Genomic DNA, 17078 nt, shown 5'->3' with positions numbered 1-17078 from the left:
GTGGTTCAAAAGGCTGAACGGGTGAACGCCCCGCAACTTTCCGGCAGGACATCCGGCGCCCGGCATGGCCGCCCGGTGGGCAACGTCACCCGCGGCACCACCAATCCCAACCGGATGCGCCGCGTGGACCGCTGGCTGGCCGGACCGCAGGCCTGGCGCCTGCGGTCCGCGGCTGACCCCCTCGTTGTCGACCTGGGCTACGGCGCAACCCCTGCCACCGCCGTCGAACTTCATGAAAGGCTCGCTGCCGTCCGGCCGGACGTACGGGTCTGCGGGATCGAAATCGAACCCGGACGCGTCCGCGCTGCGCTTCCCCTGCAGCGGCCCGGGCTGACCTTCCACGTGGGCGGCTTCGAACTGCCAGTTCCAGGCCGTCCGGTCCTGGTCCGCGCCTTCAATGTCCTGCGCCAGTACGAGGAAGCCGATGTCCAGGGCATCTGGCGGCTGGTGCAGGACAGGTTGTCACCGGAGGGCATCTTCGTTGACGGCACGTGCGACGAGATTGGGCGGCGCGTGACCTGGGTGACGCTGGACCAACACCGCCCGTTGTCCTTAAGCATCTCCGTGCGGTTCGGCAGCTTTGACCTGCCCTCGGACGTGGCCGAGCGGCTTCCCAAGGCGTTGATCCACCGCAACGTCCCGGGCGAACCGGTTCATGCCTTCATGCAGGCGATGGACCGGGCATGGCTTGGGAGCGCGCCGCTTGCCTCGTTTGGCAACAGGCAGCGGTGGGTGGGTATGTGCCGAAGCCTGCGCGACGCCGGATGGCCGCTCCAGGACGGACCGGCGAGGTGGCGGCTGGGCGAACTCACGGTGGACTGGGAGGCGGTGGCCCCGCTGGGTTAAGGCGCTGGGTTAAGCGCTGGTCACCAGGGACCGTAGGGGCCCATATTGCGGCTGCCGCCGCGGCCTGCGTCCTTTACTGCGGGGCGGACGTCGGCCAGGTAGACGGAGGCCGCCACCACCGCGGCGAGCCCGAAGAGGCCGAGGGTGCTGATGATGCCGCCGCCGGCGCCGAACAGCGACATGATGCCCACCAGCAGCGCGGCACCGGTCAGGGCAAGCCAGAACGTCTTGGTCCGCTTACCCGTGGCTTCGAAGGCGTTGGCCCGGTGCCGGGCGCAGTCGACGAACGCCCACAGTTCAAGGCCCAGTGCCACCAGGCCAAGGATGAAGAACACTGCCTGCTCTACGTACGCGATGATGATTCGACCGTCCACAAGCCCAGCCTAACCCTCCAGCGTGTCCAGCGCCTGTTTCAGGTCGGCCCAGAGGTCCTCAACGTTTTCCACCCCGACGCTGAGCCGGACCAGGTTCTCCGGCACGCTGGCGGGTTCGGCTGAATGCCGGCGCCGGCGTTCGATCAGGGACTCCACCCCGCCCAGGGACGTGGCAGGCAACCAGAGACCAAGCGCCTGCACCAGTTTGTCCGCTGCGTCGGCACCGCCCAGGCCCGCTGCAGGTGCCACCTGGATGCAGATGATGGAGCCGAACCCCTTCATTTGCGCTTTGGCCCGGGCGTGCCCGGGGTCGGTGTCGAGGCCGGGGAACCGGATGGATTCAATGCCGGGGTGCCCGGCGAGCCGTTCAGCGAGGACCATCGCCGACTCCTGTGAGCGTTCCACGCGCAGCGCGAGGGTCCGCAGGCCACGCAGTGCGAGCCAGGCTTCGAAGGGACCGGCGATGGCGCCGTGGATGATGCGGTGGTGGAGCAGCGATGAACGGATGTCCGGGTTGGAGGTGACCAGCGCACCGAGGACGACGTCGGAGTGCCCGGCGAGGTACTTGGTCACCGAGTGGAGGACGACGTCGGATCCGAGCAGCAGGGGCTGCTGCACCAGGGGGGTGGAGAAGGTGTTGTCCGTGACAACGATTGCCCCGACTGCATGGGCGGCCTCCGCGACGGCGGACATGTCCGCGATCCCCAGCATGGGGTTCGTGGGGCTTTCCAGCCACAGCATTGCCGCGGCTTTCGACGACGGGCCTTTCGGTGCCAGGGCGTCCTTCACCGCGTCGGTGTCGGCGATGTCAACGGTCCGGAGTTCGATGAAGCCCTTTTCGGCGAGCTCCGAGGCCATCACCAGCGAGCCGGAATAGCTGTGGTTGGGCATGACCAGCACGCCGCCGGCGGGAACCAGGGACAGCGCGGAACTGACCGCGGCCAGCCCCGACGCGTAGAGCAGGCCGGGAAGGGCGGATCCTTCAAGCTGCCCGAGCGCCTCCTCGAACGGATCCCAGGTGGGATTGGAGTAGCGGCCGTAACCCCGGTCCCCGTCCCCCAGGGGGCCGGTGCCGAAGTAGGTGGAGGAAAGGGTAATGGGGGGATTGACCGGCTGGTCCCTTTCCCGCGGCGGACGCCCCGCCGCCACCACCACGGTCTCCGGTGAAAGGGAAGCGGCCTGATGCTCGGAAAGACTCATGGTGAAAAGCGTACTGTTCCTCCCGGATCCGCCGGAAAGCGGTGTCGCTTTGTGGACTGGCACAGTACACATGGCAGCCACCTTCCAGGCAGTTCCAGGTCGGGAAATGTCGGCATGCCTCGGTAGGCTGGAGAAGTGAATAAACAGAGGGCCGGCGTATTCATCGCTTTCGAAGGTGGCGATGGTGCCGGCAAGTCCACCCAGGCGGCCAGGCTTGCGGCGGCACTGGAGTCCCGTGGCTACACCGTGCTGCGCACCCGTGAACCCGGCGGCACCCCTGTGGGCGAGAAACTGCGGTCGCTGGTGCTGGACCACGGGAATGGCCACATCGATGCCCACACGGAAGCACTCATATTTGCCGCTTCCCGCGCAGCCCACGCCACCCAGGTCATCCGCCCGGCTCTTAGCCGTGGTGAGATCGTGCTGACGGACCGGTACATCGACTCCTCCGTTGCCTATCAAGGGGCCGGCCGCAACCTGGGCCTGCAGGCGGTACGCTCCCTTAATGAGTGGGCCACCTCGGGCCTCCAGCCCCACCTCACAGTCCTTTTGGACGTTGACCCCCAACTTGGCCGCCGGCGCCGGACTGCCGGCCAGGCCGCGGAAGACCGCCTTGAATCCGAGGCCGACGAGTTCCACACCAGGATCCGGGAAGCTTTCCTCAGCCTCGCCGCCGGCCACCCGGAGCGGTACCTGGTCCTCCCGGCCCACCTGCCGGTTGATGAGTTGGCCGGGCAGATCCTCATCCGGGTGGATACGCTCCTTAACGTTCCCGCCGCGCCAGCCGCCACGGACGGCGGTGCCTCATGACCGTCTGGGATGACCTCCAAGGCCAGCCCGCCGTCGTCGAACAATTGCGCCAGGCCGCAAGCGGCGAAGGCCTGACGCACGCGTGGCTGCTTACCGGTCCGCCGGGGTCCGGCCGGTCCAACGCCGCTAAGGCATTCGCTGCCGCCTTGAACTGTGACCAGGAGGACGTGGGCCTGCGTGGCTGCGGGCAGTGCCAGGCCTGCCACACCATCCTGGGTGAGACCCATTCGGACGTGACGTTCGTGCGCACCGAGAAAGTCACCATCACCATTGACGAGGCCCGCGAACTGGTGGCGACCGCGGGCAACCGGCCATCGTCCGGGCGTTGGCGGATTATCGTGGTGGAGGACGCCGACCGCATGGCCGAACGGACCACCAACGTGCTCCTCAAGGCCATCGAGGAACCCACACCGCGGACCGTGTGGATGCTCTGCGCACCCTCCCCTGCCGATGTCCTGGTGACCATCCGTTCCCGCTGCCGCAGCGTTGCCCTGCGGCTGCCGCCCGCCTCCGACGTGGCAGCGCTGCTGGTCCGGCGCGACGGCGTGGACCCTGCCCTTGCTGAGCAGGCGGCCCGTGCCGCCCAGAGCCATGTGGGCATTGCCCGGCGACTCGCCAGGGATCCCGCCGCAAGGGAACGGCGCCTGGAGACAGTCCGCTTTCCGCTTGGGCTGCGCGGCGTAACAGCCGCGGTCATGATGGCAGACAAGCTGGTCAAGATCGCCACCGCAGAAGCCAACAGCTCCAACGAGGAACGGGACGCGGCGGAGAAGGCTGCCCTCCTGGCGACCCTGGGCGCACCGGAATCAGGAACCCTCCCCCCGGCCATGCGCAGCCAGCTGAAACAGCTTGAAGACGACCAGAAACGGCGGGCCAAGAGATCCATTACGGACTCCCTGGACCGGACGCTGACGGATTTGTTGTCCTTTTACCGGGACGTACTGATCATCCAGCTTGGGAACGCCGTGGAGTTGGTCAACGTTGAGCTGAGGAGTGAGCTGGAGGAGTTCGCAGCCCGTTCCACCCCGGAAGCCACGCTGGCCCGAATGGATGCCATCAACAAAGCCCGTGAACGCATCACCACCACCAACGTTGCCCCGCTGCTGACCATTGAGTCCATGGCTGCCAGCCTGATCCAGCCCTCCAAGGAGACCCGATGACTGCCCGCCCCCTGCCCGCACGACACCGGTCCATAGGTGTCGCCGTCCGCGCCGCAGGTGCCATGGCCCTGGCCATGGTTCTGGCCTCATGCAGTCTCCTTAGTGGCGGCGACAAGAACCCGCCGGAAGCTGCCACCGCCAAGGCCGACCCGTCAATCGTGGCCTCCGCTCCTGCCGGGCTGGAGAAGTTCTACTCGCAGGAAGTCGTGTGGCAGCCCTGCGAAGGGGAATTCCAGTGCGCCAAAGTAACCGTGCCCATGGATTATGGCAATCCAGGCGGGGATACCATCCAGATTGCCGCACTCCGGGCCGGCAGCACAGGAAAGAAGACCGGCAGCCTTCTGGTTAATCCCGGCGGCCCCGGGGCCTCCGGATATGACTTTGTGAAAGACGCTGCCGGGACACATTTTTCAGCGGCTGTCCGCAACGCCTACGACCTGGTGGGCTTCGATCCGCGCGGTGTGAAGCGCTCCGCCCCCGTCACCTGCATGACGGACGCGGAACGCGACGCCGCGCGTGCCAAGATCTACTCGTATGAAACCGATGCCGGGCTGGCGGAGGCACTGGCAGACACCAAGGCCGTCGCCGACCAGTGCGCGGCACAAACGGGCCCGGTTCTGGCGCACATCGATACCGTCAGCTCCGCGAAGGACCTGGATGTGCTCCGCGCCGTCGTCAACGACACCAAGCTGAACTACCTGGGGTACTCCTACGGCACCTTCCTTGGCTCCACCTATGCCTCGCTGTTCCCGGACAATGTGGGCCGGATGGTCCTCGACGGTGCCCTCGATCCATCAATCAGCAACGAGGACCTGACCAGCGGCCAGGCGCGCGCCTTTGAAAAAGCGCTGCACAGCTACGTGGCCAGTTGCCAGAGGCAGGGCAAGTGCCCCCTCGGCGGCGACGTCGACTCCGGCGTACAGCAGATCCGGGACCTCATCAACTCTGTACAGCAGACACCCCGCACTGCCAAGGACGGCCGGCTGGTGAATGGCACCACGCTGGTGAGCGGCCTGATTACCCCGCTTTACAACGACCAAAGCTGGCCCGCCCTCACCCAGGCGCTGGAAGCTGCCGTAGCCGGGGACGTCAGCCTCATGCTTCGGCTTGCCGACCTCGGCGCCGACCGTTCCCCTGACGGTACCTACACATCCAATTCGACGTTCGCCTTTAACGCGATCAACTGCCTGGACTACCCCATGGTTTCGGACACCGAAGGCATGCGCGCGGAGGAGAAGCGGCTGGAACAGGACTCCCCCACCCTGGGCTACTTCTTCGCCTACGGCGGGATCACGTGCGCTGAGTGGCCCTACAAGAACGTGCGTACGCCCGCCGCGGTGGAATACACCGGTGACTCCCCCATTGTGGTCATCGGTACCACGGGCGACCCCGCCACTCCCGTTGACTGGGCCGCGTCACTGCGCAAGCAGCTGGGGAACGCTTCCCTGCTGACGTGGCGGGGCGAAGGGCACACCGCCTACGGCCGGGCCAACAGCTGCCTGGAGGATTCGGTGGACAACTATCTGGTCAGCGGCAAACTGCCGGCCGACAACACCGTGTGCTGAGGCTCGCAACACACTCCTACCGGCCATTTTGACCGGGGCGGCGGGACTCTATTACAGTTGACTCTTGCATGAAGCGCCCGGTTCCGCCGGGGATTACGTGCGGTGCTTCCTTAGCTCAGTCGGTAGAGCGTTTCACTCGTAATGAAAAGGTCATCAGTTCGATTCTGATAGGAAGCTCGGGATAAACCCCGGACAGCCCCTTCTTTTAGGGGTTTCCGGGGTTTTTCGCTGGTTAAGTCCCGTTTCAAGTGAGGGCACGGCACACTTATGGCACACTTTCGTCAACTTCCGCTCGTCGTAGTCACTGTGATGTGAGTGTTATTCCTTGGTTGGGGCTGCGCAAACAGGAAGAATGGCTGCTGAAGAAACGACAGCCGCGGACCCTGCCGCCCGGATCGGAAGCATTCGTGACCGTTGAGAAACCGAAGCACCCGCCCCTGCCCCTCCCCCCATACGCTTACGCCACAGGAGGGTGGGGCAAGGAAACCGTCATCTACGCCTACACCTGGGACGAATGGGGCCTAGGGGGTACACACCACAGCGGGGGTAACTACCAGGCGCGGACCTTCACAGGGCTGGCTGTTGTCACCCTCATCGCGACAATCCCTGCAATCCTCGCGCCCCTGGGAGTTCTCTTTGGAATCGTCGCGCTGGGCATGTCGTTCTTCGGCTTTGCCAACATCGGCATGGCCCTGATCCTCATCGTTGGCTCAGCCGTCGGAACTGTCCTGTTCACCGGTGGCTGGCTGCTGAGTCTTCACGCCTTGCGGGGCGAGCTCAGGGCACGAAAACTCCGCAAGGCCAAGGGGCTGCCCAAGCCCCGGTATGGCGTCTCCGACGACCGTGCCCGCAAATGGTTCGAGGAACACCCTGGCACCTTGAAGATCACCAGGGAGAACTTCCCGAACAGCTCCCGTCCATTCCCAGGCGAGCCCGACTACCTGCCCAGCCATGAGAAGCGAGCCTAGAGATGGTCTATGACCGGGAGCGGTTTGAGCGTGAGGACGCCGTCTACGGCGAGCACAAGAAGGCGGTGGCTGCCGGCGAGAAGCGGGTCCTGCGCAAGACCAGCAGCGGCGAGCTGCATAGCTACCCGGCCGACGAGATCGGGTTCACGCCCGGGTCAGGTCAAGCCCAGGTCAGCACCTGGTGGGGCATGGGAATCATCACGGTTTTCCTGGGACTCGGCCTGATCATAGGTATCTGGCTTTTCCAGCGTCCGCTATGGGAAGGCGGACTACCGGACTGGGGCGCCCTGTGGCTGATCGGCTTCGCCGGACTCATGACGCTCTATACGTTCAACCTCGCCCGTGACGAGTACAGGGCCACCCGGCTCCGTAAACTACGCGGCTCCCCGAAACCGGGCTCCAGCGGCCGGGTCGACATCAACCTCCTGGAGCTCGGCCAGGACCACCCGGATCAGCCTGGCACGTCCCAATAGGATTCGATCCATGTTCAACCAGGACAAGAGGTTCCGCCGGCCCGACGGCACCCTCTACGATCCGAGCAGCTTCAACGTGCGCCAGTACGAGGAGCAGTACGGGCTCGGCGGCGTCCCCGAAGGGTGGTCGATGGCTGCCACCACACCCGTCCAGAGTCCGGGGTTGATCACCGCTCTCGCAGTCTTCACAACCGCCGTGTCCCTCGGCATGATCGCGGTCGGCGCTTAGGCCCTCGGGGCCGGCGAGGAGCTGACCACCATCCTGCTTGGGTTCGGCGTAGGTGCAGGCGGCCTGCTGATTTCATGAACTGGTGGACGAGTCAGCATTAAAACGGCATGAAGCGGATTCCACCTACCGTCCGCCGAACCTGGTCCGTTACCTGCAGGACCACCCTGGCAGTCGCTCTTAGCCTGAGCACGCCTCCCTTCGCGTGCCTGTGCAGCTCCGGCCCTGCCAGGGAGGAGCTGGCCGCCAAGGCAGCGGCCGGTTCCGGCGTACGCCTCACCCTGGTCTGCGCCGAGGCTGAGGGCATAGGCGCTCCGGACGGCCTCACCCGGGTTTCAGAGCGGGTCCTGCTCATGGCTCCGACGGCCGAACTGAACACAGCGGTGCAGCTGCCGGAAAACTCCCAAGTTGCCCTGGCACCCATGGAGACCTACGACGCCGTCGAGATCACCCTTTTTTGACCGCCCAGTGGCGAGGGGCCGCATCCAGGTGCGGTACGAGTTCGCGGCCATGGCCATCACGGAACTCCCAAGAGGGCCGGAGCAGGCGGCATTCGAGCAGGGCCTGTTCGCGGCCATGGCCGAGGAGGCGTTCCTCCATGGCGCCGAATACCTGCACATGGTGGTTGAGCCGGACGCCCCTAACCGCTACGGGGCATCCGGTTGGGCCGTGGCGGGCCGCCTCCTGAGTTTCACAAAAAGGTGACGACGGCGACGGCCCGGCTTGGCCGACAGTGTCCAAGTGTTGGCGGCCAGATCACAGGTCCTGGCGGCGAACCTAATCCGGCCTGCCCACCACGACCTGCGCCGGGCTGTGGGTGACATAGCCGTTGGCCCAGGAGAACAGGGCCCGTACTTTCTGCTGGAATCCGGGCAGCAGGGCGAGGTGGACCGCCAGCCACGACACGAACGCCAGGGGTCCCTGCAGTTGCAGGCGCCGGGGGCCCAGCTCCGCGACGGCTGCCCCGCGGCCCACCATGGCCATATACCCTTTGTCGAGGTAGCGGAAGGGCTGCCGCACGCCGCCGGTAAGGTCCGCATGGATGTTGCGGGCCGCCCATTTGCCTGACTGCTGGGCAACCGAACCCAGCTGCGGCAATTTGTTTCCTGCGGCGTCGGTGATGTTGGCGGAATCCCCCAGCACGTACACGCCCTCGAAGTCGGGGACTGTCAGGTCGGGCTGCACGTCCACCCTGCCGCCCCTGCCCTGTTTCAGGCCGGACTCGGTGATGATCCGGCCGGCCTGCAGGCCGCCGGCCCACACCACAATACGGCCAGGAATGACGGTGCCGTCTTTGAGGGTCACGCCGTCGGGACGTACGTCGCCGACTGCCTGGCCCATGTGCAGCTGCACGCCCAGCTTGGTCAGGCGGTCGCGGGCGTACGCCTGCGATTTCTCCGAAAAGGCGGCAAGCACGTTTGGAACCATATCCACCAAGTGGACATGGCACCGGGCGGCCAGTCCCGGTGTGAAGTATTTGGGCAGGATGTATTTGACGTTTTCCGCCAGGGCACCGGCAGTCTCCACACCGGTGGGACCACCGCCCACCACAATCACGTCGGCCTCCGCCGCCGGCTCGCGGTCAGCTTTGTCCAGGACGGCGGTGATGGCGGCGCTGAGCCGCGTGGCATCCGCCACGGAGTACAGCGGGTAGGCATGCTCTTCAGCGCCCGGGGTGTTGAAGAAGTTCGGCACGGCCCCGGTGGCGATGACCAGGATCCTGGCCCGGTAGCTTGAGCCGTCTGCGGTGGTGACGGCGCGGTTGGCCGCGTCAATTGAGGTCACTTCCGCCGTCAGGACCCGCACGTTGTTGATCCGGCGGAACTCGGAGCGGAGCGGCCGGGTAACTGCCGAGACGCCTATCTGGGAGGCAGCCACCTGGTAAAGGAGCGGCTGGAATTGCTGGTAATTGTTGGCATCGAGCAACAGCACCCGGACGCCCTTGCGGCCCAACTCCTCAGCCGCCGTCTTTCCGGCGAAGCCGCCGCCAACCACGATGACCTGATATGAATCGTCCATTCGTGCAACATACCCCTACGGGCCGATGAACAACAGGGTGCCCTTGCCACTGCAGGCGGCAGGCGTCCTCTCCGGAAGCCGGACGGGAGACCGGCCGCCCGGCTGCAGCGCGGCACCTAAGATGGCGGCATGGAAGACGAAGCCCTGGCGGACATTGCTGACAGGCTGTACGGCGGGCCGCTGGACGACTTCGTTGCGGCCCGGACCGCAGCGGCGAAGGACCTTGCGCACCAGGACAAGCAGCTGGCAGCAGCGGTACGCGCCCTGCCTAAACCATCTGTGGCCGCCTGGGCAGTCAACATGGTTGCCAGGTTCCGGCCGGACGTGCTGGCCGGGCTGGGCGGGCTTGGGGAGCGCATGCGGGCCGCCCAGGATTCGCTGGATGCCCCTGCCCTCCGGGAGCTGGGCCGGGAGCGCCGTTCCATGCTGGCTGACGCCGTCGACGTTGCCCGGTCTGTTGCCCGGGAGCAGGGCCGCGCCATCAGCGACGCCATCGCAGCCGACGTTGAGGAGACCCTGCGCGCAATGACGGCAGATGAGTGTGCTGCGGTTGCTGTGGGCAGTAGCCGGCTGCTGAAGGTGCTGAGCGCCGACGGCATCAACGACGTGGACCTGGACGGGGCGGTGGCCCTCCCTGGGTTGCTCCCGACAGCGCCCGCCGGCAACCGTGCCGGCCCTCCCCCGGCTGCGGTGAAGGGAACAGCGGCGAAGGCAGCAAAGGCAACAGCGGCAAAGACACGGACGACGGCGGAGCGGGCCTCCCAGCCACCGCCCGCCAAGCCCCGGCTTGAGGCAGTGCGCCAGACACCGCGGCCGGCCTCGCCGCCGGCGCTGGAAAGGGCCAGGGCCGCGCTGGCCGAGGCGCAGGCGACTGCGGAAGAAGCCTCCCGGCTGGCACGCGACCTGCAGGAGCAGGAGGAACGGATGCGGGCGGAAATCGCGGAACTGCAGCAGGAAACGGCTGAACTTCGAAGCCGGCTCAAGGCGGCCGAGGAAAGCCTGGAACGCTCCCGCAAGGGGCTTGCCGCCACTTCGGCGGAGGCGAAACAGGCGGTGCGGGCGGCCGACAAGGCCAGCCGTACTGCCATGCTGGCGCAGGAACGCGTCCTCCGCCTGGCCAGCAACTGAGAGGCGCCAACGTATTGTGGAAGTCCCCTCGCCCCGGGTGCCGGCAGGACCTACTCTGGAGCCATGGACGCCGCAGCAGCACACGCCTTTGCGATTCCACCGGTAGCAGTTCACCGCCCCACGACGGCCGCGGAGGACGCCGTCACGCTCGCGGCCGGTGTCTGGCTCATCACCGGGACCTACGTCGACGGCTGGGCCCACAACAACCTCCGCGACCTGGAGACGTTCTTCACACCGTGGCACGCCATCCTCTACTCAGGCTTCGCGGTGTGCGCCGTCTGGATCGCCGCCCTGACCTGGCGCCGGCACGCCCCGGGTACGCGATGGCGGGAAGCGGTCCCCGCCGGCTACGGAGCTGCGGCGGCGGGCGTCATGCTCTTCCTGGCGTCGGGGATGGGCGACTTCGCCTGGCACTCGGTGTTCGGCATTGAGCAGAACATCAGCGCACTGTTCAGCCCGTCCCATCTGGGACTCGCCACCGGCGCCTTCCTCATCCTGGGCGCCCCTTTCTCGGCAGCATGGCGCTCTCCTGACCGGGCCTGGCCACAGCTGGTGCCGGCGTTCGTGAGCACCATGCTCGCCGGCATGGTGGCGGCGTTCATCCTGCAGGAGTTCGCGGTCTTCGCCCGCCATGGCCTCATCCAGACATACTCCAGCGCCGCGGGGACCCAGCCGGCGGTGACGGTTCCGACGTCGTCGAGCATCATGGTCTCCCTGGCCTCATTCCTTGTCTCGACCGTGGTGCTCTTCGTTCCCGTCCTGTTGCTGTCACTGCGCTGGCGGTTGCCGGCCGTGGTGCCTGCGGCGATGGCGCTTGTCCCCTCCGCAGCCCTGCAGATCATGGTGGCCCTGCGGGATGCCTGGTTCATTCCGGCGGCCCTCGCCGGCGCCGTCCTCGTGGGACTGGTGTGGGCGGCAGTGCGTCCTGCCCCGGACCGGCCCGTGCGGCTGATGACCGCGGCGGGCCTGGCACCGGTCGTCTTCTGGGCGCCGTATTTCGCTGCCGTGGCACTGCATGACGGGAATCTCAGCTTCCAGCCCGAGATCTGGACCGGCACCCTCACCTGGAGCGGCCTGGCGATGCTGTCGCTGGCCGGACTCGCGCTGAAGGTACGGACGACGCCGGAAGCCATCCCGGATTCACGGACCAACTGACCCTCCAGGTGTGCCGGCAGAACCGCCGCCGCAGCAGGTCCCGGCAACACGCGGCGCGCTGGTTCCTGAGAATGTCAGACCCCGGTTGCACACTGGATTTATGGAAACCCAAGCTATACAGGAATTTCACGTAACGTACTTTGACGCCGACTGCGGCCGCACGCATTCAGAGGTCTTTGAAACGCTTGAAGAGGCCGAGCGCTTCGCCTGCCGCCACTGCCATGGCGAAGACAGCTGGGCCATGGTGGACGCCGTCACAGTAGAGCACGTCCAGATCGCTGCCTGACCGGCGCCGGGAAAGGCCCGGGACCAGCAGCTACTGTTCTGCACCACCGGCGTTAAGTGCGTCAGCCCGCGCTGCCTGGCGGTTGCCGGCAGCGCGGGCTGACGTTGGTTTGGCGGATTCCCCGGCCTGTTGGGCCGGTGCCGCCGTCGCGGGTTACGCGAAGTCGGAGACCGCGGGATCGGGTCCAATGCGGCCTTCGCCGCTGGCGGTCCGGTCCAGGTTGTTGATGGCTTCAACGTCCTCAGCGTCCAGGGAAACCTCAAGTGCCGCGAAGTTCTCCTTGATCCGGGACTCGGTGACGGACTTGGGGATGACCACGTTGCCGATGGCGAGGTGCCATGCGATGACCACCTGGGCAGGGGTGGCCTGGTGCTTCGCAGCGATCGAGGCGACAACAGGGTCCTGCAGCAGTTCCCCGCCCTGGCCCAGCGGAGACCAAGCCTGGGTCAGGATGCCCTTTTCGGCTCCAAAGTCCCGCAGTTCACGCTGGTTGAAGTACGGGTGCAGCTCGATCTGGTGGATGGCCGGAACCACTCCGGTTTCGTCGATCAGGCGCTGCAGGCCCTCGGCGGTGAAGTTGGAGACGCCGATGGACTTGACGCGGCCGCGCTTCTGGAGTTCGATCAGCGCCTTCCAGGTGTCAACGTACTTGTCCTGCTTGGGCTGCATCCAGTGGATCAGGTAGAGATCCAGCGTTTCGAGGCCAAGCCGGGTCATGGATTCCTCGAAGGCGGCGAGGGTGGACTCATACCCCTGGTCCGCGTTCCACAGCTTGGTGGTGATGAAAATCTGTTCCGGGGAGAGGCCGGAGCTGGCGATGGCACGGCCAACCCCTGCCTCATTGCCGTAAATCTTCGCAGTGTCGATGTGGCGGAAGCCGGCTTCAAACGCCTGGCGGACAACCTTTTCAGCCACGTCGTCCTCAACCTGCCACACACCGTAGCCGAGCTGGGGGATCGTGTTTCCGTCGTTGAAAGTCAAGGTAGGTGAAGAAGTCATTCCTTCATCCTGCCAAACGTCCCCCGCGCCACGCCCCCGTTTGGGTCGATGTAAGCCACCCGCTTAACCGCAATATTCTCCTGCCCAACAGGGAATATTTTCGAGGCATCGGACCAGCTAGTCCCCGCGAAGCCGCCTCTCGGCGTCGTCCACCTGCTGGAACACGGCGTCAGCCCGGCGCCGCACCGACGCGGCACCCACCGGCACCGGGCCCACGGCGAGCCGAAGCATTGCCGCCGCTTCGGCGGTGGTGGCGAGCGAATTGCCGGCCTTGGACAGGGACCGGTGCACGTCCGCCAGGCCTGCCGGTATGTCCAGGCCCTCGCTGGGCGCACGCCGCTGCGCCTCCATGCACACCGCCCGGACGCGCTGCAGGAGGGCAGCCAGTTCGTTGGCGATCTCAAGCAGTTCGCCGTACAGCTGGTCGTCCTCCACGCCCTCGAGCACCTGGTGGAAGCGGTCAAGTCCCCGTTGGAAGCGGTCGTGCGCGCGGCGCCACAACCCCTTGCCCAATTCCGCGTCATCTTTGCGCCCCTGCCGGGCGGCGCTGAAAAGGCCCAAGCGGAACCTACAGGTACTGCCCGGGACCGTGGTCCGGGTCGTCACGCTGGCCGGGCCGTGCCTGCGGACCGGGGCGTGCCCCGGCCGGGGCACGCTGCGGCTCACCGTTTTCGCCAATGACGACGCCGGGGGCAATCATGGTGCCCGGCGGCAACTGGCGAAGCTGCAGCTGCGCTGCGGCGTGTTCGCGGGCGGCGTTCTGTGCGGCGATGGCGGTCTGGATCCCGTGGAACAGGCCCTCCAGCCAGCCCACCAGCTGGGCCTGGGCGATCCGAAGCTCGGCATCGGAGGGGGTGGCCTCATTGGAGAACGGCAGGTTGATCCTGTCCAGTTCCGCCACGAGCTCGGGCGCAAGCCCGTCCTCCAGCTCCTTGATGGAACGCGCATGGATGGCCGCCAGCCTGCCCCTCGCAGCGTCGTCCAGCGGCGCGGACTTCACCTCTTCAAGCAGTTGCCGGATCATGGTGCCGATCCGCATCACCTTGGCCGGCTCGTCCACCAAGTCCTGCAGGCTGCTGCCCCGGGGCTTGCCGTCCACGGCGGACGGAACCTGTACCGGGTCCTGGGTGTCGTCAACGGGAGTGCCTTCTACCGGGAGGTCCTCAGGTGCCTGAGTGTCATTGGGATCGCTCATGCGTTCATACTCTCACGGCCCATCCGCCCCGGGGTCCACCCATGAAGGCCTGTGGCGGGCTTGTCCGCTGCCGGCTCAATCAGCAGCACCTCCCCTGCGGGTTGGCGTCCTGGCGGTCCGTGCGGTCCCGCCAGAACTGGCGTTCAGTGAGGGGTGGTTCCTGGTGCCCGGCCGCCCTGTGGTGTTCCAGGTACTTGGCATAGGCGTCCGCGCCCATGACTCCGCCCAGGTAACGGGCGAAGCCGCGGAATCCATTGGCCACCAGGGCCATGCCGGCGCTCATCAGTGCCCGGCCCGTTCAAGCCGTGCTTCTGCGGGCACCCTTTCCCATTCGGCTGCCAGTTCCCGTTCGGCCGTTGTCGGCACCAGCCCCGCGGGGGCGAAGACCCGCGAAGGAACTGCCGGGTCCTCGTTGTCCGTGGTGGCTCTCCCGGCCGCCCTGTCGCGGAAGGCCTTGACGGTGGCGAGCACCGCCGTCGCGATCACGATGATGGTGAGCACTACGAAGATCACGGACAGCCAGCCCTGGATTGCGGTGTTGCGGACCACGGCTTCCATGGCGGCCACGGTCTTGGCGGTGCCGAACTCCTTCTTGCCGTCGGCCAGCGCCTTGCTGAAGGCGGCGTTGTTGGCGAAGTACCCCACGGCGGGGACGGGCGAGAAGATCTTCTGGAAGCTGGCAGTGATGGTGACCACGGCGGCGAAGGTCAGCGGCAGGGCAACGATCCACAGGTACTTGAAGGTGCCGCGCTTGGCGACGATCGCCAGGCATACAGCCAGCGCGATGGCGGCCAGCAACTGGTTGGCGATACCGAACAGCGGGAAGAGGGTGTTGATGCCGCCCAGTGGATCGGTCACGCCCATCAGCAGCACGGCACCCCAGGCAGCCACCATGATGGCCGTGCAGAGCCAGGCTCCCGGGCGCCAGGAGGCTTCCTTGAACTTGGGGACGAAGTTGCCGATCGAGTCCTGCAGCATGAAACGGGCAACGCGCGTGCCGGCGTCCACGGCGGTGAGGATGAAGAGTGCCTCGAACATGATGGCGAAGTGGTACCAGAACGCCATCATGGCCGTCCCGCCGATGAACTGCTGCATGATGTGCGCCAGCCCCACGGCCAGCGTGGGCGCGCCGCCGGTGCGGGAGACGATGCTCTGCTCCCCAACGTTCGCCGCCGTTTCGGTCAGTATGCCGGGCGTGATGTTGACGCCGCTCAGGCCCAGGCTGTTGACCCAGGTTGCTGCCGTTTCCACGGTCCCGCCCGTCAGGGCTGCGGGGGCGTTCATGGCGAAGTAGAGGCCGCGGTCGATCGAGATGGCTGCCACCAGCGCCATGATGGCCACGAAGGATTCCATCAGCATTCCGCCATACCCGATGTACCGGGTCTGCCGTTCCTTCTCCACCAGCTTGGGGGTGGTGCCGGAGGAAATCAGGGCATGGAAACCGGACAAAGCACCGCAGGCGATGGTGACGAACAGGAAGGGGAACAGGGCGCCGGACAACACCGGTCCGTTCTCGCGGCTGGCGAATTCACTGAAGGCCGGGACGCTGACTTCGGGCCGGACCACGATGATGGCCAGCGCGAGCATCACAATGACGCCGATCTTCATGAAGGTGGAGAGGTAGTCGCGCGGGGCCAGCAGCAGCCACACGGGCAGGACCGCTGCGATGAAGCCGTAGATAAGGAGGCCCCAGGCAATGGTCACCTTGTCCAGGTGGAATACAGTGGCGCCCCATTCCGTCTGGGCCACCAGGCCGCCGCCGATGATGGCCGCCATGAGGAGGACGAAACCGATGATCGAGACCTCCATGACCTTGCCGGGGCGCAGGAAGCGGAGGTAGACGCCCATGAACAGGGCGATGGGGATGGTCATTCCCACGGAGAATACGCCCCACGGGCTTTCACCCAGGGCGTTGACGACGACGAGCGCCAGGATGGCCACGATGATCACCATGATCAGCAGGGTGGCGATGAGGGCGGCAGTGCCGCCGATGATACCGAGTTCCTCGCGGGCCATCTGGCCGAGGGAGCGGCCGCCGCGGCGCATGGAAAAGAACATGACCAGGTAGTCCTGGACTGCGCCGGCGAGGACGACGCCGAGAATGATCCAGATGGTGCCGGGGAGATACCCCATCTGGGCCGCGATGATCGGGCCCACCAGCGGGCCCGCGCCGGCGATGGCGGCAAAGTGGTGGCCGAACAGGACGTTGCGGTCCGTACGGACGTAGTCCTTGCCGTCGGCCTTGTATTCGGCAGGGGTGGCGCGGCGGTCGTCAGGCTTGGTGATGTAGCGCTCGATCACCTTGGAGTAGAAGCGGTACCCGATCAGGTACGTGCACACGGAGGCAAAGACGAACCAGATGGCATTGACGGTTTCCCCGCGGACGATCGCCAGCATGAACCATGCGACCCCGCCCAGGAGTGCGATCGCGGCCCAGAGGGCGATCTTGCCCGGCGTCCACCTCCGGTCCTCGGCCTCAAGCCGTGCCTTGTCCACAGCGGGCGGGGGAAGATCCGGGTCCGTCGCCAGTCCTCCCTCCGCCCGGGATCCGTTCTTCCGCTGGTCAGGCACTTCGGCCATGTCTCCTCCTTGAGAGATTTCCCACTTTTGCTACTGGGAACCCTACCAAGGGGTAACATTCCGGGAACGCCCGACGGCGGCGGGGCGCCGGGCT

At 66.3% G+C, this 17078-nt stretch carries 20 protein-coding genes and 1 tRNA gene; 13 read left to right on the top strand and 8 right to left on the bottom strand.

Going from position 1 to position 17078, the window contains the following annotated elements; translation table 11 throughout:
• Positions 1–846 carry a class I SAM-dependent methyltransferase gene (locus FBY33_RS08750; protein ID WP_142030236.1) on the top strand — a complete coding sequence of 282 codons (846 nt, stop codon included), beginning with the start codon at positions 1–3 and terminating at the stop codon, positions 844–846.
• A gap of 20 nt (positions 847–866) precedes the next feature.
• Here the strand turns inward: FBY33_RS08750 and FBY33_RS08745 are convergent, their stop codons facing one another.
• Together FBY33_RS08745 and FBY33_RS08740 are read right to left on the bottom strand one after the other, a co-directional pair.
• The gene (locus FBY33_RS08745; protein WP_142030235.1) at positions 867–1220 is read right to left on the bottom strand and encodes a DUF2516 family protein; all 354 of its coding nucleotides are present in this window, start codon (positions 1218–1220) and stop codon (positions 867–869) included.
• Positions 1221–1229: 9 nt separating this feature from the next.
• Positions 1230–2420, bottom strand: a complete 1191-nt coding sequence (locus tag FBY33_RS08740; RefSeq protein ID WP_142030234.1) for a trans-sulfuration enzyme family protein — start codon at positions 2418–2420, stop codon at positions 1230–1232.
• 135 nt (positions 2421–2555) lie between these two features.
• Here FBY33_RS08740 and tmk point away from each other — a divergent pair, with 135 nt between their 5' ends.
• The 9 genes from tmk (at position 2556) to FBY33_RS08695 (ending at position 8327) form a co-directional block, all read left to right on the top strand.
• Entirely contained in the window at positions 2556–3230 is a 675-nt protein-coding gene (gene tmk, locus FBY33_RS08735; RefSeq protein ID WP_142030233.1) for a dTMP kinase, read from the top strand.
• Positions 3227–4390: a DNA polymerase III subunit delta' gene (locus FBY33_RS08730; RefSeq protein WP_142030232.1), complete on the top strand. Its 1164-nt coding sequence runs from the start codon at positions 3227–3229 to the stop codon at positions 4388–4390. The genes tmk and FBY33_RS08730 overlap by 4 nt, the downstream gene beginning before the upstream one ends.
• A complete protein-coding gene (locus FBY33_RS08725; RefSeq protein WP_142030231.1) occupies positions 4387–5955 on the top strand; it encodes an alpha/beta hydrolase in 1569 nt (522 codons plus the stop codon). Before FBY33_RS08730 ends, FBY33_RS08725 begins: the two co-directional genes overlap by 4 nt.
• A gap of 104 nt (positions 5956–6059) precedes the next feature.
• Positions 6060–6132, top strand: a tRNA-Thr gene (locus FBY33_RS08720).
• Between the two features lie 134 nt (positions 6133–6266).
• Positions 6267–6923: a hypothetical protein gene (locus FBY33_RS08715; RefSeq protein WP_142030230.1), complete on the top strand. Its 657-nt coding sequence runs from the start codon at positions 6267–6269 to the stop codon at positions 6921–6923.
• Positions 6924–6925: 2 nt separating this feature from the next.
• On the top strand, positions 6926–7396 hold the full coding sequence (locus FBY33_RS08710) for a hypothetical protein (RefSeq protein WP_142030229.1): 471 nt from the start codon (positions 6926–6928) through the stop codon (positions 7394–7396).
• A gap of 10 nt (positions 7397–7406) precedes the next feature.
• Complete coding sequence (locus FBY33_RS08705; RefSeq protein ID WP_142030228.1) at positions 7407–7625, top strand: hypothetical protein; 219 nt, start codon at positions 7407–7409, stop codon at positions 7623–7625.
• Positions 7626–7732: 107 nt separating this feature from the next.
• Entirely contained in the window at positions 7733–8083 is a 351-nt protein-coding gene (locus tag FBY33_RS08700) for a hypothetical protein (RefSeq protein ID WP_142030227.1), read from the top strand.
• A gap of 28 nt (positions 8084–8111) precedes the next feature.
• On the top strand, positions 8112–8327 hold the full coding sequence (locus tag FBY33_RS08695) for a hypothetical protein (protein ID WP_142030226.1): 216 nt from the start codon (positions 8112–8114) through the stop codon (positions 8325–8327).
• Positions 8328–8399: 72 nt separating this feature from the next.
• On the opposite strand, the gene FBY33_RS08690 is transcribed toward FBY33_RS08695, so the two are convergent.
• A complete protein-coding gene (locus FBY33_RS08690) occupies positions 8400–9641 on the bottom strand; it encodes an NAD(P)/FAD-dependent oxidoreductase (RefSeq protein ID WP_142030225.1) in 1242 nt (413 codons plus the stop codon).
• Between the two features lie 129 nt (positions 9642–9770).
• Between FBY33_RS08690 and FBY33_RS08685 the strand changes: the two genes are divergently transcribed.
• The 3 genes from FBY33_RS08685 to FBY33_RS08675 all read left to right on the top strand — a co-directional run bounded on the left by FBY33_RS08685 (position 9771) and on the right by FBY33_RS08675 (position 12210).
• Positions 9771–10769, top strand: coding sequence for a hypothetical protein (locus tag FBY33_RS08685; protein ID WP_142030224.1), 999 nt, complete (start codon positions 9771–9773; stop codon positions 10767–10769).
• Between the two features lie 63 nt (positions 10770–10832).
• Positions 10833–11924 (top strand): hypothetical protein, encoded by a 1092-nt coding sequence (locus FBY33_RS08680; RefSeq protein ID WP_142030223.1) that lies wholly within the window; start codon positions 10833–10835, stop codon positions 11922–11924.
• Between the two features lie 100 nt (positions 11925–12024).
• The gene (locus FBY33_RS08675) at positions 12025–12210 is read left to right on the top strand and encodes a hypothetical protein (RefSeq protein WP_142030222.1); all 186 of its coding nucleotides are present in this window, start codon (positions 12025–12027) and stop codon (positions 12208–12210) included.
• Positions 12211–12363: 153 nt separating this feature from the next.
• On the opposite strand, the gene FBY33_RS08670 is transcribed toward FBY33_RS08675, so the two are convergent.
• The 5 genes from FBY33_RS08670 to FBY33_RS08650 all read right to left on the bottom strand — a co-directional run bounded on the left by FBY33_RS08670 (position 12364) and on the right by FBY33_RS08650 (position 16984).
• Positions 12364–13209: an aldo/keto reductase gene (locus tag FBY33_RS08670; RefSeq protein ID WP_142030221.1), complete on the bottom strand. Its 846-nt coding sequence runs from the start codon at positions 13207–13209 to the stop codon at positions 12364–12366.
• A gap of 117 nt (positions 13210–13326) precedes the next feature.
• Positions 13327–13770 (bottom strand): hypothetical protein, encoded by a 444-nt coding sequence (locus FBY33_RS08665; RefSeq protein ID WP_142030220.1) that lies wholly within the window; start codon positions 13768–13770, stop codon positions 13327–13329.
• Positions 13771–13777: 7 nt separating this feature from the next.
• Positions 13778–14404, bottom strand: coding sequence for a bacterial proteasome activator family protein (locus FBY33_RS08660; protein WP_142030219.1), 627 nt, complete (start codon positions 14402–14404; stop codon positions 13778–13780).
• 79 nt (positions 14405–14483) lie between these two features.
• Positions 14484–14687, bottom strand: a complete 204-nt coding sequence (locus FBY33_RS08655) for a YbdD/YjiX family protein (RefSeq protein WP_142030218.1) — start codon at positions 14685–14687, stop codon at positions 14484–14486.
• Entirely contained in the window at positions 14687–16984 is a 2298-nt protein-coding gene (locus FBY33_RS08650; RefSeq protein WP_142030217.1) for a carbon starvation CstA family protein, read from the bottom strand. Before FBY33_RS08650 ends, FBY33_RS08655 begins: the two co-directional genes overlap by 1 nt.
• Positions 16985–17078: the final 94 nt, after the last annotated feature.

Source organism: Arthrobacter sp. SLBN-112, assembly GCF_006715225.1.
In the GTDB taxonomy this organism is placed as follows: domain Bacteria; phylum Actinomycetota; class Actinomycetes; order Actinomycetales; family Micrococcaceae; genus Arthrobacter.
This window is presented reverse-complemented; position numbering and strand designations above follow the sequence as displayed.